Source organism: Kitasatospora sp. NPDC059160 (genome assembly GCF_042755465.1).
Lineage (GTDB): Bacteria > Actinomycetota > Actinomycetes > Streptomycetales > Streptomycetaceae > Kitasatospora.
Genome location: NZ_JBHZCN010000051.1, coordinates 15,735 through 29,622, shown reverse-complemented (window position 1 = coordinate 29,622; position 13,888 = coordinate 15,735). Strand labels below are relative to the sequence as shown.

Below are 13,888 nucleotides of genomic sequence, written 5' to 3'. Positions count from 1 at the left end.
CCGCGCCGGTGGGGCGACGCGCAAGGAAACGCAACGGGGAAGAGCGGGGAAGGGCAGAGGGACCAGGCGGAGGGAACCGGGCGCAGGACCCGGGTGAAGGACCCGAGTGAAGGACCCGGGCGGTCAGAAGATCAGCGGGTCGGCCCAGCCGGAGGCGAGCACCCCGCAGAGCAGCAGCACGGCGGTGACGGCGACGGCTTCCGCCCGGCCGAAGCCGAGGTCGGGTCCGAGTCCGGTGCGGCGCCGCGCCGGTGCGGCGACCTCTCCGACGGCGGCGCCCTTGCCGCCGTCCGCGGCCCGCGCGGCCCGGCCCGTGCCGAGCAGCGGCCACAGCGACCTGATCAGCGGGATCATGGTGTACGCGGTGAGCCCGAGCAGCGCGGCGAGCGCCCAGAAGGGCCGCCAGCCGTACTCCAGCCCGGCGCGCACCAGGCCGGCCGCGCCCGCGAGGATGACGAGGCCGAGCCAGCCGACGCCGAGTCGGGCGACACTGCGGGCCAGGGCGGTTCCGCCGGAGACGGCGCCGGTGGGCACCCAGTCGGCGGAGCGGCGGCGCAGCGCGTGCGCGATGGCGATCACGTGGCAGAGCCCGCCCAGGAGTTGGACCCGGGTGACCTCGAAGCGCCAGCGGGTGCGGGACATCGCGGGCAGCAGCACCAGGGCGACCCAGATCGGCGGCAGGAAGGGCAGGACCTGCCAGGGCTGGATCTCCTCGGGGGCGAAGAACAGCATGATCAGCGCGGGCAGCGGCACGGCGAACACGTTCACCGCGCTGGTGACGTAGCCGAGGATGCCGTTCCAGAAGCACAGCCGGGCCGAGCGGGGGAGCGGGCCACTGCGGAAGTCCGGGTCGCGGACGAGGGCGAGCGAGCCGAGGCACCAGCGGTACTGCTGGCTGATGAAGGCGGGCAGACCGGTGGGCGACATGCCCTTGGCGACCAGCGCGGGGACGTACCGGGTGCTCCAGCCGGCCCGGGCGAGGGCGAGGCCGGTGTAGAGGTCCTCGCTGTGGTCGATCTCGGCGAAGCCGCCGATCCGTTGCAGGGCGGCGCGTCGGTAGAGCGCGTTGGTGCCGCAGCAGACGGTGCCGTCCTGGGCGTCCCGGGAGGGCTGGATCCAGCGGTAGAAGATCTCCTGGGTCGCTCCGGCGGCGCGTTCGAGCCAGGACATGTCGGCGTCCGTGTCGAAGCACTGCGGGCTCTGCACGATGCCGACCTCGGGGTTGTCGAGGTAGGGCACCAGGTGGTGCAGGAAGTCGGGGCGGGGGCAGAAGTCGGCGTCGAGGACGGCGATGACCTCGCCGGTGCCCTCGGCCAGGCCGTGGTTGAGGTTGCCGGCCTTCTTGAAGCGGCCGCGGTCGGGGCGGGCGCGGTACTGGAAGCCGTAGGAGCGGGCGAGTTCGCGCACCTCGGGGCGGTCGGCGTCGTCGAGGACCAGCACGGTCAGTTCACCGGGCCACTGGACGGCGGCGGTGTGCCGGTAGGCGTTGTCGAGGACGGCGAGCGGTTCGCCGGCGGTGGGCAGCAGCAGGTCCACGCTCGGGTGGCGGGCGGGGCTCCAGGCGCGCAGCAGCAGGTCGTGCGAGTCGCGGGTGAAGCGGCGGGCCCGCTGGCCGTCGGTGAGCGAGAGCAGCCAGGTGGCGGCGTTGAGCACGGTGAGCACCAGGAACGGCCAGAGCAGCGGCTTGCTGAGGGCGAACAGGCCGAGGGTGGCGGTGGCTCCCGCGTAGGAGAGGGTGGCGCAGAGCAGCACCCAGCGGCGCTGCGGGCCGAAGTACCAGTAGAGCTCCTGGTCGTCGGGCGGGCTGGGGAGTCGGAGGTCGGGGTCCGCGGGCGTCCGGCGCGGACCGGTCTCGGGTGCGGACATGGCGGTGCCATGGAGTACGGGCATGCGGAAATGGCCCCCCTGGGCATCGGACGGAACTTCGCCGTACGTCCTCAGCCTCTCACATTGGTCTGGACCAATCATGAACGAGGTATGACATCTCCGCATCGCCCCAGCTCAGCGACTTGACGTTGCATCAGTAGGACGACAGACCATCAAACGATCAACAAATCGCCCTTCGCCAAGCCCCGTCGAACCCGCCCCTACAGCTCCTTGATCAGCTGCTCGAACCGGAGGTCCGGACGGCGCGGGACGCCGAAGCGCTCGTCGCCGTACGGGAACGGGCTGTACACGCCGGTACGGCGGAAGCCGCGGCGCTCGTACCAGGCGATCAGCTCCGCGCGCTGCTCGATGACGGTCATCTCCATCGTGCCGACCCCCCACTCCTCGCCGGCCAGCCGCTCCGCCTCGGCCAGCACCAGCCGCCCGATCCCGCCGCCCTGGAGGCCCGGGCGCACCGAGAACATGCCGAAGTAGGCCCGCTCGCCCCGCCGTTCCAGCTGGCAGCAGGCCAGCAGCTCACCGTCGCGCTCGGCCAGCAGCACCAGTCCCTCGGCGTGGCCGACGGCCTCCGCCACCCCCTCGGCGTCGGTGCGCTGCCCGCCCAGCAGGTCCGCCTCGGTGGTCCAGCCGGCCTTGCTGGCCTCACCCCGGTAGGCGGACTCGACCAGCTCGACCAGCGCCGGGACGTCGGCGGGGGTCGCGGGACGGAAGGTCAGTTCACCGGTGGTCCTGGCGGCGGTCTCGGGCATGGCGCTACCTCGTTCTCGTGACGGTCGGCGTTCTGGTGAATGTCGACTTTTATGCATCGTGCCACATCGCCCCCCTGCCCCGGACGCAGGCACCTGGCGCAGCTGGCGGGTACATGGCTAACCTGCTCCCCGGTCGGTCCAACCACCGGCCGCACCAAGCCCGTTGGGCCATTCGCACCGGAACCAGACACCGGAACCAGAGGAGTGTCCATGCCCCGCTCTTCCCGCTCCGCCCGCCCCACCGGTACCAGCAGAAGACCCACGACCCGCCGTCGGCTCCCCGTACTGGCCGCACTCGCCGCCGCGACCGCCCTGGTCACCGGCGTCACCGCGCCCGCCTACGCGGCCGACCCCGCCCCTCTCGCCCCCACCGGCCCCGCCCTCACCCCCACCCCCGAGGCCCGCCCGGCCTTCCACCCCGACCGCGACTTCGCCGGCTCCACCGTCGCCGCCCACGAGGGCCGCACCGGTGCGTCGCCGCTGCCCGCCCTCGCCGCCACCCAGACCCCCGGGCTGGACGTCGCCAGCTACCAGGGCAACGTCGATTGGTCCACGGCGGCGGCCAACGGCGCCCAGTTCGCCTACGTCAAGGCCACCGAGGGCACCAGCTACACCAACCCGTACTTCGCCCAGCAGTACAACGGCTCGTACAACGCCGGACTGATCCGCGGCGCCTACCACTTCGCGCTGCCGAACAACTCCTCCGGCTCCGCCCAGGCCAACTGGTTCGTCGACCACGGCGGCGGCTGGTCCGCCGACGGCGCGACCCTGCCGCCCGCCCTCGACATCGAGTACAACCCGTACGGCGCCAGCTGCTACGGCCTCGGCCAGAGCGCCATGGTCAGCTGGATCCGGGACTTCTCCACCACCGTCCGCAACCGCACCGGGCGCTACCCCACCCTCTACACCACGACCAACTGGTGGGCGAGTTGCACCGGCAACTACGGCGGCTTCGGCGCCACCAACCCGCTCTGGATCGCCCGCTACTCCTCCACCGCCGGCACCCTGCCGAACGGCTGGGGCTACCAGACCTTCTGGCAGTACGCCGACTCCGGCACCTTCCCCGGTGACCAGGACCTCTTCAACGGCGCCGCCGACCGGCTGAGCGCCCTCGCCCTGGGCTGACCGGGCACACCGCTGCTCCCCACACCGGACCGACGGCGCGGGGAGCAGCAGGCCCTACCAGGGCGGCCCTGCCAGGACGGGCCTACCAGGGCGGCCCCACCAGGGCGGCGGGCCGGACGACGCCGGGCTCAGCGGTCGGTGAGCTCCGGCGCGAACACCGTGCCCAGCGGCTCCGGCCCCACGTACTGCTGGCAGTTGCACTGCCGCGGCTCGTAGCTCACCGGGCGCCGGTCGGCGTCCCAGCCGGTGGGCGCCTCGACCACCTCGTGGCAGCGGCCCTGCTTGTCGTGCTTGGCCAGGTGGTGGGTGCAGCCGCAGACCGGCTCCGGCGGGCGGCCGGCCGCCTCCAGGGCGACCCGCTGCCGCTCCTTCGCCTCCAGCACCTCCAGCTTGCGCTGGTGGCGGTTCTTCAGCGCCCTGCGGGCGAAATCCGAGCCGCCGTAGATCACCATCGGCAGCAGCCACCAGAGGTCCCACAACCGGTCCATCGACATCCCCCCGAGTGACGCGTTCTCCGAGCCCCCAGCATACGACTGACCAGCGGGAACGGGACCCTCCGGGTCAGTGGTCGACCGGCTCGGCGGATGACGGGCAGCACCGGCTCAGCGGATGACGGGCAGCACCGGCTCCGAAGCGCGGCCCGCCGCCGCCTCGATGAAGGCCACCGGGTCGGCGACCTCGGCCAGCAGCCCGCGGGTGAACCGCAGCGCCCCCTCGGCCGGGGCGGGGCCGCCGACGGCCGCGACCAGGTCCAGCAGGTGGACGGTCGCCTCCATCAGCGCCACCTCGCCGAGCGCCCCGACCGTGACGCTGCCGAGCAGCGGGTGCGCCACCACGGTGCTCGGCGGCAGGTCCGCGAGTCCGGCCAGGGCCTCCGGGCCCTCGGTGCCGAACCGGGCGATCAGCGCCGCCGGTTCGCTCGCCCTGGCCGCTTCCCTGGCCAGCTCGGCGACCTGTCCGGCGGCGGTGTGGGCGAGCCCGCCCGGCCGGTTGAAGGTCCGCAGGACGTCCGCCCCGCAGGTCAGTTCGGCCGGACCGTCCAGGACGGCCCCGCGCAGTCCGGTGAACATCTCCGGCACCGGTGCCACGTGCGCGTACAGGTCCCGTACGGTCCACTCGGTCAGCCGGGTCGGCCGGTCCCAGTCGGCCGCCCCGAGGGCCGCGCCGCGTTCCGCCCAGGACCGCCAGGCCTCGGCCAACAGCTCGCGCACGTGGTCGTTCTGACTGGTCATCGGGGGCCTCCTCGAAACGGTGTCCACGGAGTGCCCCACGCTACCCGCCCTCACCGGAGAAACCACTTACACCCCCGGCACCCCGCCCGCCACCATCACCGCATGACCACCGCACCCGCCCGCCCGCTGCCCGTGACCGCCGCCGCCCGCCCGGCCGCCGGTCAGCAGCAGCAGCCCGGCCACCCCCGGAGGCCCGACCGCGCCCTCGCATGAGGGCCGCGCTGGTCGCGGGGCTGCTCGCCGGGTGGGGCGTCGCCGTCCCGGTGGGGGCCGTCGGGGCCTACCTGGTGGCGCTCAGCGCCCGGACCTCGCTGCGCACCGGGGCCTGCGCCGCCCTCGGCGTGGCCACCGCGGACGGGCTGTACGCCGTGCTGGCCGCCCTCGGCGGCAGCGGCCTCGCGCCGCTGCTGGCGCCGGTGGCCACACCGCTGCGGATCGTCTCCGCCCTCGTCCTGCTCGCCCTGGCCGTCCGCACCGCCGCCACCGCCCTGCGCACCCCCGGCTCCGCCGCCCTGGCGGCCCAGGCCCCGCCCGGCCCCGCCCGGGCCTTCCTGACCCTGCTCGGGATCACCCTGCTCAACCCGCTGACGGTGCTCTACTTCGCCGCCCTGGTCCTGGGCGACGGCCCCGGCAGCCCGACGGGTCCGCTCGCCGGCACGGTCTTCACCCTCGCCGTGTTCGCCGCCTCGGCGAGCTGGCAACTGCTGCTCGCCCTCGGCGGCGCCCTGCTCGGCCGGGCCCTGACCGGGGCCCGCGGCCGCCGGTGGACCGCCCTGGGCTCGGCCGCGCTGGTGGGCTGGCTCGCCGTCCGGCTGCTGCTGCAATGACCCGACCCGGCCGCACCGGGCCCTACCCAGCCGCACCAGGCCCCACCGGGCCACACCCGGTCACCGGTTGCGCTCCGTCACCGACCGGGGCACGACCGGGGCCTGTTTTCCGGCTATTCGTCCCTTGTATCCTGGTTCTGTATCCGCTGTGTAACCTGCGACCTGCCCGGCCCCGGCCCCCTCCGGCCCCGCCGCCCGGGCACGGCCGACGGCCCGGCGGCACCGACTCGGAGGAGTTCGGAGGAGTGCGGACATGGCTGAGCGGGACGGCCCCGAGAAGCGCGGACGCCTGAGTCGCCCCCTGGTGCTGGACGCCGCCGTCGCCCTGGTGGACCGCGAGGGGCTCGGCGCGCTGACCATGCGCAGGCTGGCGGCGGAGCTCGGCGTCGAGTCGATGGCCCTGTACCGCTACACCCCCGGCAAGGAAGCCCTGCTGGACGGCCTGACCGAGGCCTACTTCACCGAGATCAACACCCAGCTGCGCACCGGCGTCGGCGGCGGCCACGAGCACGGCTGGCGGACGGAGCTGCGCCGGATCGCCCAGGCCTTCGCCGTCGTGGCGCACGCCCACCCCGAGATCCTGCCGCTGGTCGCCACCCGCCCGCTGGCCGTCCCGGTGTCCCGCCGCCCGGCGCCGGCCCTCGCCCTCACCGAGCACATCCTGGCGGTGCTCGCCCGGGCCGGTTTCGACGACACCACCGCGCTGACGATCTACCGCACCTTCGTGGCCTGGAACCTGGGCTCCCTGCTGGTGGACAAGCGCCAGGTGGTCGACAACCCGGACGAGCCGGACCCGGTGCTGCGCCTCGGCCTGCACCGGCTGCCCGCGGCCGACTACCCGCGGCTGCGCGCGCTGGTCCCCCGCTTCGCCGACTTCGACGACCGGGCCGAGATGCTGGCCGGCCTGGACCGCCTGCTGGACGGGATGCCGGAGCCGCCCCTTGACGACTTCTACGGCGAAGGCGGATCCTGAGGATACGAGGTACACGTCGGACATATCCGTACGAATCCCCCGAGGTCGTCATGTCCGCCGTCCCCATCACACCCCCCACCCCACCCCGGCCCGACATCCTCAGGCTCCGCGTCACCGCCCGGGACGCCGACACCCTGCGCGCCCTGCTGCGCGAGGTCCGCCCCGACACCGGCGGCCGCCCGCGGCAGGAGTCCGACGGCAGCGTCGGCATCGACGTCTACGCCCCGGAGAACCGGGTCGCCGCGCTCGAACGCGAGGGCGTCACCGTCACGCGGACCGGCAACGCCAGCGAGCACGGCCGGGCCGCCCAGGCCGAGGTCGGCACCGGCGACCGCTACGCCGCCGACGACGCCGTCCCGCACGGCCTGGCCGCCAAGCTCGCCGGCTGAACCGGGAGGCCCGTCATGTCCTACCTGAACATCACCGAGGTCGAGTCCGCCGTGACCAGCTTGGCCGCGTCCTACCCCGGTTCCGCCCAGCTGATCACCCTCCCCGAACCGTCCGTCGAGGGCCGCACCTCCCACGCCCTGCAGATCGGCCGCCCCTCGCGCATACCCAAGGACGCCGTGATGCTGATCGGCGGCGTGCACGCCCGAGAGTGGGGCAGCTGCGAGATCCTCGTCCACTTCGCCGCCGACCTGTTGGAGGCCTTCCGGACCGGCACCGGCCTGGGGTACGGCTCCACCACCATCACGGCCCAGCAGGTGCAGGACCTGCTGCTCCGGCTCGACCTGGTGGTCCTCCCCCTGGTCAACCCGGACGGCCGGCTGTACAGCCAGACCGTCGACCCGATGTGGCGCAAGAACCGCAACCCGGCCAACTCCGGCGGCAGTTCGAACCCGGACTGCATCGGCGTCGACCTCAACCGCAACTACGACTTCCTCTTCGACTTCACCACCGCCTTCGCCCCGACCGCCACCCCCCAGGTGTCCACCTCCCCGTGCGACCAGCAGGTGTACGAGGGCCCGAGCGCCTTCTCCGAGCCCGAGACCCGCAACGTCCGCTGGCTGCTGGACCACTACCCGGGGACGCGGTGGTTCGTCGACGTGCACAGCTACTCCCAGGACATGCTCTACAACTGGGGCGACGACGAGAACCAGTCCGGGGACCCGGACATGAACTTCCGCAACACCTCCTACGACGGCAAGCGCGGACTGCCCGGCGACACCGCGTACGCCGAGTACATCCCCAAGGACGACGTCGACAGCGCCCTCGAACTCGCCACCGCCTTCTGCCGGGGCGTCCAGGGCGTGCGCGGCACCGCCTACACGCCGCTGACCGGGTTCCACCTCTACCCGACCAGCGGGACCAGCGACGACTACGTCTTCTCCCGCCACTTCGTCGACCCCGCCCAGGGCAAGGTGCTCGGCTTCACCGTCGAGTGGGGCAAGGAGTTCCACCCGGCGTGGGCGGAGATGGAGCGGATCGTCCTCGACGTGGACGCCGGGCTGGTGGAGTTCTGCCTGGCCACCGCCTGACGGCCCTCCCCCGGCAATCCTCCGGAGCCACCGTGCCCGACAGCAGGGCGCCCGCCACGACCGGCCGTGGCGGGCGCCTTGGCGTTGGCGTTGTACGCCTACGAGGCACACGTACTCCGTATACGATTCTGCTCGCCGTCCGGAGCCCGGTCAAGCCCGTGCCCCCGTCGGGCCCGTGCCCCGGTCAGACCCGGGCGCCGAGCATCCGCAGCACCAACTCGCCGTAGCGGCGGCCGAGTTCCTCCGGCGTGCCGGAGGAGCGCTCGGTGTACCAGCGGGAGACGTCGATGCCCAGCGAGGTGACCGCGCGGGCCGCCGTACGCACCTCCGAGACCTCGAACTCCCCGGCCGCCACACCCGCTTCGATCAGCGCGCTGACCTCGCGCTCGATGTCCAGGCGCAGCGCCGCGACCTGGGCGTAGGCGTCCTCGGGCAGGGCGTGCAGCTCGTAGTTGACCACCCGGCCGACCGTCCGGGCCCGGGCGTGCCAGGCGGTGAACTGCTCGACCACGCGCCGCATCCGCTCGGCCGGGCCGCCCTCCCCGGCCGCCGCCTCCCGGACCAGGGTGAGGGTGGCGGCGTGGCCGGCCCGGCTGATCTCGGCGAGCAGGGCGGCCTTGGACTGGTAGTGGATGTACAGCGCGGCGGGGCTCATGCCCGCCGCGGTGGCGATGTCCCGGGTGGTGGTGGCGTGGAAGCCGCGCTCCGCGAACGACTCGACGGCCGCCTGGAGCAGCCGGTACGCCGCCTCGGGGCGGGTGTCGGCGCCCGGCATGGTCGGCCAGAGGTCGGCGATGGGCGTGCTGGTCATGGCGCCATCCTCCCAGAGAAGTCGTACAGGCATTCCCGCCGGCCGCTCCGGTGCGGCCCGGCGGACTGTTGACAGGCTCTCGCACCGACAGCATGCTGAGCAAGCGCTTAGTCAGCACTCCAGAGCAGACCGGAAAGGCAGGACCCTCCGTGGTGCACTCCTTCAAGGGCCGGGTGGCCGTCGTGACCGGATCGAGCCGGGGCATCGGCCTCGGCATCGCCCGCGAACTGGTCGACCGCGGCGCCAAGGTCTGCCTGACCGCCCGCAACCCCGAGCCGCTCGCCGAGGCCGTCCGCGACCTGGGCGGCCCGGACAACGCGATCGCGGTCGCCGGCAAGGCCGACGACCCGGCCCACCAGGAGGAGGCGGTCGCCCGCACCCTGGAGGCCTTCGGACGGCTCGACCACCTGGTCAACAACACCGGCATCAACCCGATCTACGGGCCGGTCCTGGAGACCGACCCCGACGCGGCCGCCAAGATCTTCGCCGTCAACGTGCTCGGCCCGCTGGCCTGGACCCGCCGGGCCCACGCCGCCTGGATGGGCGAGCACGGCGGCTCGGTGGTCAACGTCGCCTCGGTCGCCGGCATCCGCGCCTCGCTCGGGATCGGCATGTACGGCATCAGCAAGGCCGCGCTGATCCGGCTCACCACCGAACTCGGCGCCGAGCTGGGCCCGCAGGGCATCCGGGTCAACGCCGTGGCCCCCGCCGTGGTGAAGACCAAGTTCGCCGAGGCGCTGTACGAGGGCCGGGAGGAGAAGGTCGTCAAGGCCTACCCGCTGGGCCGGCTCGGCGTCCCCGAGGACGTCGCGGGCGCGGTCGCCTTCCTGCTCTCCCCGGAGTCCGGCTGGATCACCGGCCAGACCCTGGTGGTGGACGGCGGAGTCACCCTCGGCGGTGGGCTGTGAGCGGCGCCCCCGCCGGCTCGGACGGGCCGAGCGGTGACCTCACCGGCCAGGGCGTCGTGGTGACCGGCGCCGGCCGGGGCATCGGCGCCGCGCTCGCCCGGGCCTTCGCCGCGGCCGGCGCCCGGGTGGTGGTCAACGACCTGGACGCCGACGCCGCCCGCACGGTCGCGAAGGAGTGCGGCGGCACCGCCCTCCCCGGGGACGCCGCCTCCGCCGAGGGCCTCGCCGCCCTCGTCGGGCGGGCCCGCGCGGAGCTCGGCGAGATCGACGTGTGGTGCGCCAACGCGGGCGTCGCCCCGATCGGCGGCGCCGACGCCCCCGCCGAGGCCTGGACGAGCGCCTGGGAGGTCAACGTCCTGGCCCACGTACGAGCGGCCGACCTGCTGCTCCCCCGCTGGCTGGAGCGCGGCCAGGGCCGCTTCCTGGCCACCGTCTCGGCCGCCGGGCTGCTCACCATGCTCGGCTCGGCCCCGTACGCGGTCAGCAAGCACGGCGCGCTCGCCTTCGCCGAGTGGCTCTCCGCCACCTACCGCCACCGCGGCGTCCGGGTGCACGCGCTCTGCCCCCAGGGGGTGCGCACCGACATGCTGGCCTCCACCGGCGCGGTCGGCGAGGCGCTGCTGGTGCTGACCGCCCTGGACCCGGCGGAGGTCGCCGAGGCGGCCCTGGCGGCACTGCGGGAGGAGCGGTTCCTGATCCTGCCGCACCCCGAGGTCGCCGAGTACTACCGCGTCCGGGCCACCGAACCGGACCGCTGGATCGCCGGGGTGAACCGGCTCCAGCAGGGGCTGGAGAAGGGCGGGGCGCTGTGAGGGCCTGGCAGGTCACCGAACTCGGCGAGCCGGCCGCGGTGCTGCGGCTCACCGAGGACGCCGCCCGGCCGGTGCCGGGCCCGGGGCAGCTGCTGGTCAAGGTCCGGGCGGCGGCGGTGAACTTCCCGGACGCGCTGATGGTGCGCGGGCACTACCAGGTCCGCCCGCCGCTGCCGTTCACCCCGGGTGTGGAGCTGTGCGGCGAGGTCGCGGACGGCGCCCGGCGCGGCGAGCGGCTGATCGGCAACCCGGTGCTGCCGCACGGCGCCTTCGCCGAGTACGCGCTGCTGGACGCCGCGGCCGCGTTCCCGGCGCCCGAGTCGCTGGACGACGCCGAGGCGGCGGCGCTGCACATCGGCCACCAGACCGCCTGGTTCGCCCTGCACCGCCGGGCCCGGCTGCGGGCCGGGGAGACCCTGCTGGTGCACGCGGCGGCCGGCGGGGTCGGCAGTGCGGCCGTCCAGCTCGGCCGGGCCGCCGGGGCCCGGGTGATCGCCGTGGTCGGCGGCCCGGCCAAGGCCGAGGCGGCCCGGGCGCTCGGCGCCGACCTGGTGGTGGACCGGACGGCCGACGGCCCGGCCGGGGACTTCGTCGCCGCCGTCAAGGAGTTCACCGGCGGGCGCGGCGCGGACGTGGTCTTCGACCCGGTCGGCGGCGAGGCCTACACCGGCTCCACCCGGTGCGTGGCCTTCGAGGGCCGGATCGTGGTGGTGGGCTTCGCCGCCGGGCAGATCCCGGCCCCGGCGCTGAACCACGCCCTGGTGAAGAACTACACGATCCTCGGCCTGCACTGGGGCCTGTACAACACCCACGACCCGCGGGCCGTGCGCGCCGCCCACGACGCGCTGACCGAGCTCGCCGAACAGGGCGTGGTCCGGCCGCTGGTCAGCGCCCGGGTCCCGCTGGCGGAGGCCGCGGCGGCCGTCCAGCTGGTCGCCGACGGGCGCAGCACCGGGCGGATCGCCGTCCTGGGCGAGTAGCCCGACGGACGGCTGCACCGACGGACGGCTGCACCGGCGAACGGCTCAACCGCCGCGCCGGGCGGACTCGTTCTCCTGGGCCAGCCGCCGCAGCGCGAGCAGCGCCGGCTCCAGGAGGACGGTCCGCAGCAGGGCCCGCTCGGCCTGTTCGAGCGGGTCGGCGTCCGGGTCGAGCTGGTCGAGGTCGAGGACGGCGGTCCGCTCGGCCAGTTCGGCGTAGCCGCGCAGGGTGGCGGGGTCGAGTGCGGCGCCGAGCGAGCGCAGGGTCTCCAGGGTCTCGCCAAGTGCGGCCCGGGCGGGGGCGTACTCGGAGACCTCCCAGCCGAGGGCGCCGATCAGCGCGTCCACCTCGGCGGCGCCGGGCGCCGGTGCGGGCGCCGGTCCGGGCGCTGGGGCGTCCTCGTCCACCGGCCGGGCCCCGAGCACCAGGCCGAGCACCTGGTGCCGCTCCCCCGCGTGCTCGGCCACCGCGCCGAGCACCTCCCGGGTGGCGCTGACGCTCAGCCCCCGCACCCCGATCAGCGCGCGCACCAGGCGCAGCCGCCGCAGGTGGCTCTCGTCGTACTCGGCCTGGGTGGCGGCGGTGGCCCGGCCGGGCGGCAGCAGGCCCTCGCGCAGGTAGTACTTGATGGTCGCGGTCGGGACCGCGCTGCGGCGGCTCAGTTCGGAGATGCGCACGGCGGACACCTCGGGCTTTCCTCTGGTCGGGCTTTGCTCTGGCATTTGGATACCAGCACTGTCTAACATAGATAGTGCCACTACCCAATGTGGCGCCCTCGCCGAGGAGGAGAGTCAGCCGTGCCCACGCTGCCCTGGATCACCCCGAATCCCCCCGCCCCCGACACCCGGGCGGTCGTCATGGCCTCCCGCTTCGAGGTCCACTCACTCGCCGACGTCCCGCGGTTCTTCCTCCGCTCGCTCGCCGTCTGGCGCCAACTCCGCAACGCCCCGGGCGCGTTGGGCGCCTCGCTGATCGCCCGGCCGCTCCGGCGGACCTTCTGGACGCTCTCCGCCTGGGAGAGCCGCGAAGCCCTGAACGCCTTCGCCGCCGCCGAACCCCACCGCAGCACCATGACCGGACTTCGCTCCACCATGCGGGAGTCCACCTTCACCTTCTGGGACACCCCGGTCGAGCGGCTGCCGATCGCCTGGCCGGACGCCCACACCCGGATCGACGCCCAGCGCGCCGCCGACCGGGGCCCGGGGACTAGCGTCCCGCGATGACCTCCAGCGCCGGGCGCGGCGGGCGGCCCAGCAGCGCCGCCAGGTCGCCCGGCCCGCCCGGCCCGGCCAGGAAGCCGTGCGCGATCGCCGAGTAGGTGCCCACCGTCATCGGCACCTGGAAGTCGTGCAGCGCGTCCGAGGCCGCCAGCGCCGTCCGGGCCTGCGCGAGCCCGCCCGGACGGTACTCGGCGCCCAGCACCCCGGCCACCTCCGCACCGCCCACCGCCCGCTCCCCGACCAGCTCGTACGTCCGCCCCGCGTGCCCGGCGGGCGCCAGCGCCACCTTCGCCGCCGCCTCGGCCAGGTCCGCCCGCGCCACGGCCGCCAGCCGCCCCGCCCCCAGCGGCGCGGTGATCACCCCGTCGGGGCCGGGCGCGGCGATCGCGGCCAGCAGCTCCGCGTAGAGGCCGTTGCGCAGCACCGTCCAGCGCAGCGTGCCGGACTCGCGCAGCCGGCGCTCCGTCCAGCGGTGCGCCAGCGCGTACGGCAGGTGGTCGCCGTCGCCGGAGAGGCTGGTGTAGACGACGTGCTCGACGCCCGCCCGCTCCGCCGCCCCGATCGCCGCGCCGTGCCGGGCGATCACCACGTCGTCCTCCGCGGCGCCCGCCGAGATCAGCAGCAGGGTCCGGACCCCCGCGAAGGCCTCGGCGAGGGTCTCCGGCCGGTCGAAGTCCACCAGCCGGACGGGCACCTCGGCCTCCACCGCGCCGGGCGTCCGGCTCCCGGCGACGACGTCCTCGCGCGCGCCGAGCCGCTCCAGCACGAGGGTGCCGAGACCTCCGTTGACACCGGTGACGAGCAGCATGGTTCTCCTCCTGATGGCCGATCCTCGGGGACGGGACCATCCTCGGTAGCCTGGGCGTCCGGCGTAAGGAGGCACTT

General features: G+C 74.5%; 16 protein-coding genes. 9 read left to right on the top strand and 7 right to left on the bottom strand.

What is annotated here, in order from left to right:
• Nucleotides 1-123 precede the first annotated feature (123 nt).
• Nucleotides 124-1,890, bottom strand: coding sequence for a glycosyltransferase family 2 protein (locus ACFXOZ_RS22340; RefSeq protein ID WP_375895657.1), 1,767 nt, complete (start codon nucleotides 1,888-1,890; stop codon nucleotides 124-126).
• A gap of 197 nt (nucleotides 1,891-2,087) precedes the next feature.
• The gene (locus ACFXOZ_RS22335; protein ID WP_380592251.1) at nucleotides 2,088-2,636 is read right to left on the bottom strand and encodes a GNAT family N-acetyltransferase; all 549 of its coding nucleotides are present in this window, start codon (nucleotides 2,634-2,636) and stop codon (nucleotides 2,088-2,090) included.
• Between the two features lie 210 nt (nucleotides 2,637-2,846).
• On the opposite strand from ACFXOZ_RS22335, the gene ACFXOZ_RS22330 reads away from it, so the two are divergent.
• Entirely contained in the window at nucleotides 2,847-3,761 is a 915-nt protein-coding gene (locus ACFXOZ_RS22330; protein WP_380592249.1) for a lysozyme, read from the top strand.
• A gap of 128 nt (nucleotides 3,762-3,889) precedes the next feature.
• Here ACFXOZ_RS22330 and ACFXOZ_RS22325 read toward each other — a convergent pair whose 3' ends face one another.
• Complete coding sequence (locus tag ACFXOZ_RS22325; RefSeq protein ID WP_375895650.1) at nucleotides 3,890-4,249, bottom strand: hypothetical protein; 360 nt, start codon at nucleotides 4,247-4,249, stop codon at nucleotides 3,890-3,892.
• Between the two features lie 114 nt (nucleotides 4,250-4,363).
• On the bottom strand, nucleotides 4,364-4,993 hold the full coding sequence (locus ACFXOZ_RS22320; RefSeq protein WP_380592247.1) for a maleylpyruvate isomerase N-terminal domain-containing protein: 630 nt from the start codon (nucleotides 4,991-4,993) through the stop codon (nucleotides 4,364-4,366).
• Nucleotides 4,994-5,202: 209 nt separating this feature from the next.
• Between ACFXOZ_RS22320 and ACFXOZ_RS22315 the strand changes: the two genes are divergently transcribed.
• The 4 genes from ACFXOZ_RS22315 (at nucleotide 5,203) to ACFXOZ_RS22300 (ending at nucleotide 8,271) form a co-directional block, all read left to right on the top strand.
• Nucleotides 5,203-5,820, top strand: a complete 618-nt coding sequence (locus tag ACFXOZ_RS22315; protein ID WP_380592245.1) for a LysE family transporter — start codon at nucleotides 5,203-5,205, stop codon at nucleotides 5,818-5,820.
• A 253-nt stretch (nucleotides 5,821-6,073) separates the two neighbouring features.
• Nucleotides 6,074-6,793, top strand: coding sequence for a TetR/AcrR family transcriptional regulator (locus ACFXOZ_RS22310; RefSeq protein WP_375896375.1), 720 nt, complete (start codon nucleotides 6,074-6,076; stop codon nucleotides 6,791-6,793).
• 50 nt (nucleotides 6,794-6,843) lie between these two features.
• Nucleotides 6,844-7,182, top strand: a complete 339-nt coding sequence (locus ACFXOZ_RS22305; RefSeq protein WP_375896373.1) for a hypothetical protein — start codon at nucleotides 6,844-6,846, stop codon at nucleotides 7,180-7,182.
• A gap of 15 nt (nucleotides 7,183-7,197) precedes the next feature.
• On the top strand, nucleotides 7,198-8,271 hold the full coding sequence (locus ACFXOZ_RS22300) for a M14 family metallopeptidase (RefSeq protein ID WP_380592243.1): 1,074 nt from the start codon (nucleotides 7,198-7,200) through the stop codon (nucleotides 8,269-8,271).
• Between the two features lie 184 nt (nucleotides 8,272-8,455).
• Here the strand turns inward: ACFXOZ_RS22300 and ACFXOZ_RS22295 are convergent, their stop codons facing one another.
• On the bottom strand, nucleotides 8,456-9,082 hold the full coding sequence (locus tag ACFXOZ_RS22295) for a TetR/AcrR family transcriptional regulator (RefSeq protein WP_380404707.1): 627 nt from the start codon (nucleotides 9,080-9,082) through the stop codon (nucleotides 8,456-8,458).
• A gap of 149 nt (nucleotides 9,083-9,231) precedes the next feature.
• Here ACFXOZ_RS22295 and ACFXOZ_RS22290 point away from each other — a divergent pair, with 149 nt between their 5' ends.
• The 3 genes from ACFXOZ_RS22290 to ACFXOZ_RS22280 are packed head-to-tail and all read left to right on the top strand — an operon-like array spanning nucleotide 9,232 to nucleotide 11,782.
• Complete coding sequence (locus ACFXOZ_RS22290) at nucleotides 9,232-9,990, top strand: SDR family oxidoreductase (RefSeq protein ID WP_375896364.1); 759 nt, start codon at nucleotides 9,232-9,234, stop codon at nucleotides 9,988-9,990.
• A complete protein-coding gene (locus ACFXOZ_RS22285; RefSeq protein WP_380592241.1) occupies nucleotides 9,987-10,802 on the top strand; it encodes an SDR family oxidoreductase in 816 nt (271 codons plus the stop codon). Before ACFXOZ_RS22290 ends, ACFXOZ_RS22285 begins: the two co-directional genes overlap by 4 nt.
• Entirely contained in the window at nucleotides 10,799-11,782 is a 984-nt protein-coding gene (locus ACFXOZ_RS22280) for an NADPH:quinone oxidoreductase family protein (protein ID WP_380592239.1), read from the top strand. The genes ACFXOZ_RS22285 and ACFXOZ_RS22280 overlap by 4 nt, the downstream gene beginning before the upstream one ends.
• Nucleotides 11,783-11,827: 45 nt before the next feature.
• Here the strand turns inward: ACFXOZ_RS22280 and ACFXOZ_RS22275 are convergent, their stop codons facing one another.
• Complete coding sequence (locus ACFXOZ_RS22275) at nucleotides 11,828-12,460, bottom strand: MerR family transcriptional regulator (RefSeq protein WP_380592237.1); 633 nt, start codon at nucleotides 12,458-12,460, stop codon at nucleotides 11,828-11,830.
• 120 nt (nucleotides 12,461-12,580) lie between these two features.
• On the opposite strand from ACFXOZ_RS22275, the gene ACFXOZ_RS22270 reads away from it, so the two are divergent.
• Nucleotides 12,581-13,006, top strand: coding sequence for a DUF3291 domain-containing protein (locus ACFXOZ_RS22270; RefSeq protein WP_380592235.1), 426 nt, complete (start codon nucleotides 12,581-12,583; stop codon nucleotides 13,004-13,006).
• On the opposite strand, the gene ACFXOZ_RS22265 is transcribed toward ACFXOZ_RS22270, so the two are convergent.
• Nucleotides 12,990-13,811, bottom strand: a complete 822-nt coding sequence (locus ACFXOZ_RS22265; RefSeq protein WP_380592233.1) for an NAD(P)H-binding protein — start codon at nucleotides 13,809-13,811, stop codon at nucleotides 12,990-12,992. The genes ACFXOZ_RS22270 and ACFXOZ_RS22265 overlap by 17 nt on opposite strands.
• Nucleotides 13,812-13,888: the final 77 nt, after the last annotated feature.

Coding starts and splice junctions, on each gene's coding strand:
- ACFXOZ_RS22315 (WP_380592245.1), top strand. CDS start 5,203: ATGAGGGCCGCGCTGGTCGCGGGGCTGCTCGCCGGGTGGGGCGTCGCC.
- ACFXOZ_RS22325 (WP_375895650.1), bottom strand. CDS start 4,249: ATGGACCGGTTGTGGGACCTCTGGTGGCTGCTGCCGATGGTGATCTAC.
- ACFXOZ_RS22320 (WP_380592247.1), bottom strand. CDS start 4,993: ATGACCAGTCAGAACGACCACGTGCGCGAGCTGTTGGCCGAGGCCTGG.
- ACFXOZ_RS22300 (WP_380592243.1), top strand. CDS start 7,198: ATGTCCTACCTGAACATCACCGAGGTCGAGTCCGCCGTGACCAGCTTG.
- ACFXOZ_RS22305 (WP_375896373.1), top strand. CDS start 6,844: ATGTCCGCCGTCCCCATCACACCCCCCACCCCACCCCGGCCCGACATC.
- ACFXOZ_RS22340 (WP_375895657.1), bottom strand. CDS start 1,890: ATGCCCGTACTCCATGGCACCGCCATGTCCGCACCCGAGACCGGTCCG.
- ACFXOZ_RS22330 (WP_380592249.1), top strand. CDS start 2,847: ATGCCCCGCTCTTCCCGCTCCGCCCGCCCCACCGGTACCAGCAGAAGA.
- ACFXOZ_RS22265 (WP_380592233.1), bottom strand. CDS start 13,811: ATGCTGCTCGTCACCGGTGTCAACGGAGGTCTCGGCACCCTCGTGCTG.
- ACFXOZ_RS22310 (WP_375896375.1), top strand. CDS start 6,074: ATGGCTGAGCGGGACGGCCCCGAGAAGCGCGGACGCCTGAGTCGCCCC.
- ACFXOZ_RS22295 (WP_380404707.1), bottom strand. CDS start 9,082: ATGACCAGCACGCCCATCGCCGACCTCTGGCCGACCATGCCGGGCGCC.
- ACFXOZ_RS22335 (WP_380592251.1), bottom strand. CDS start 2,636: ATGCCCGAGACCGCCGCCAGGACCACCGGTGAACTGACCTTCCGTCCC.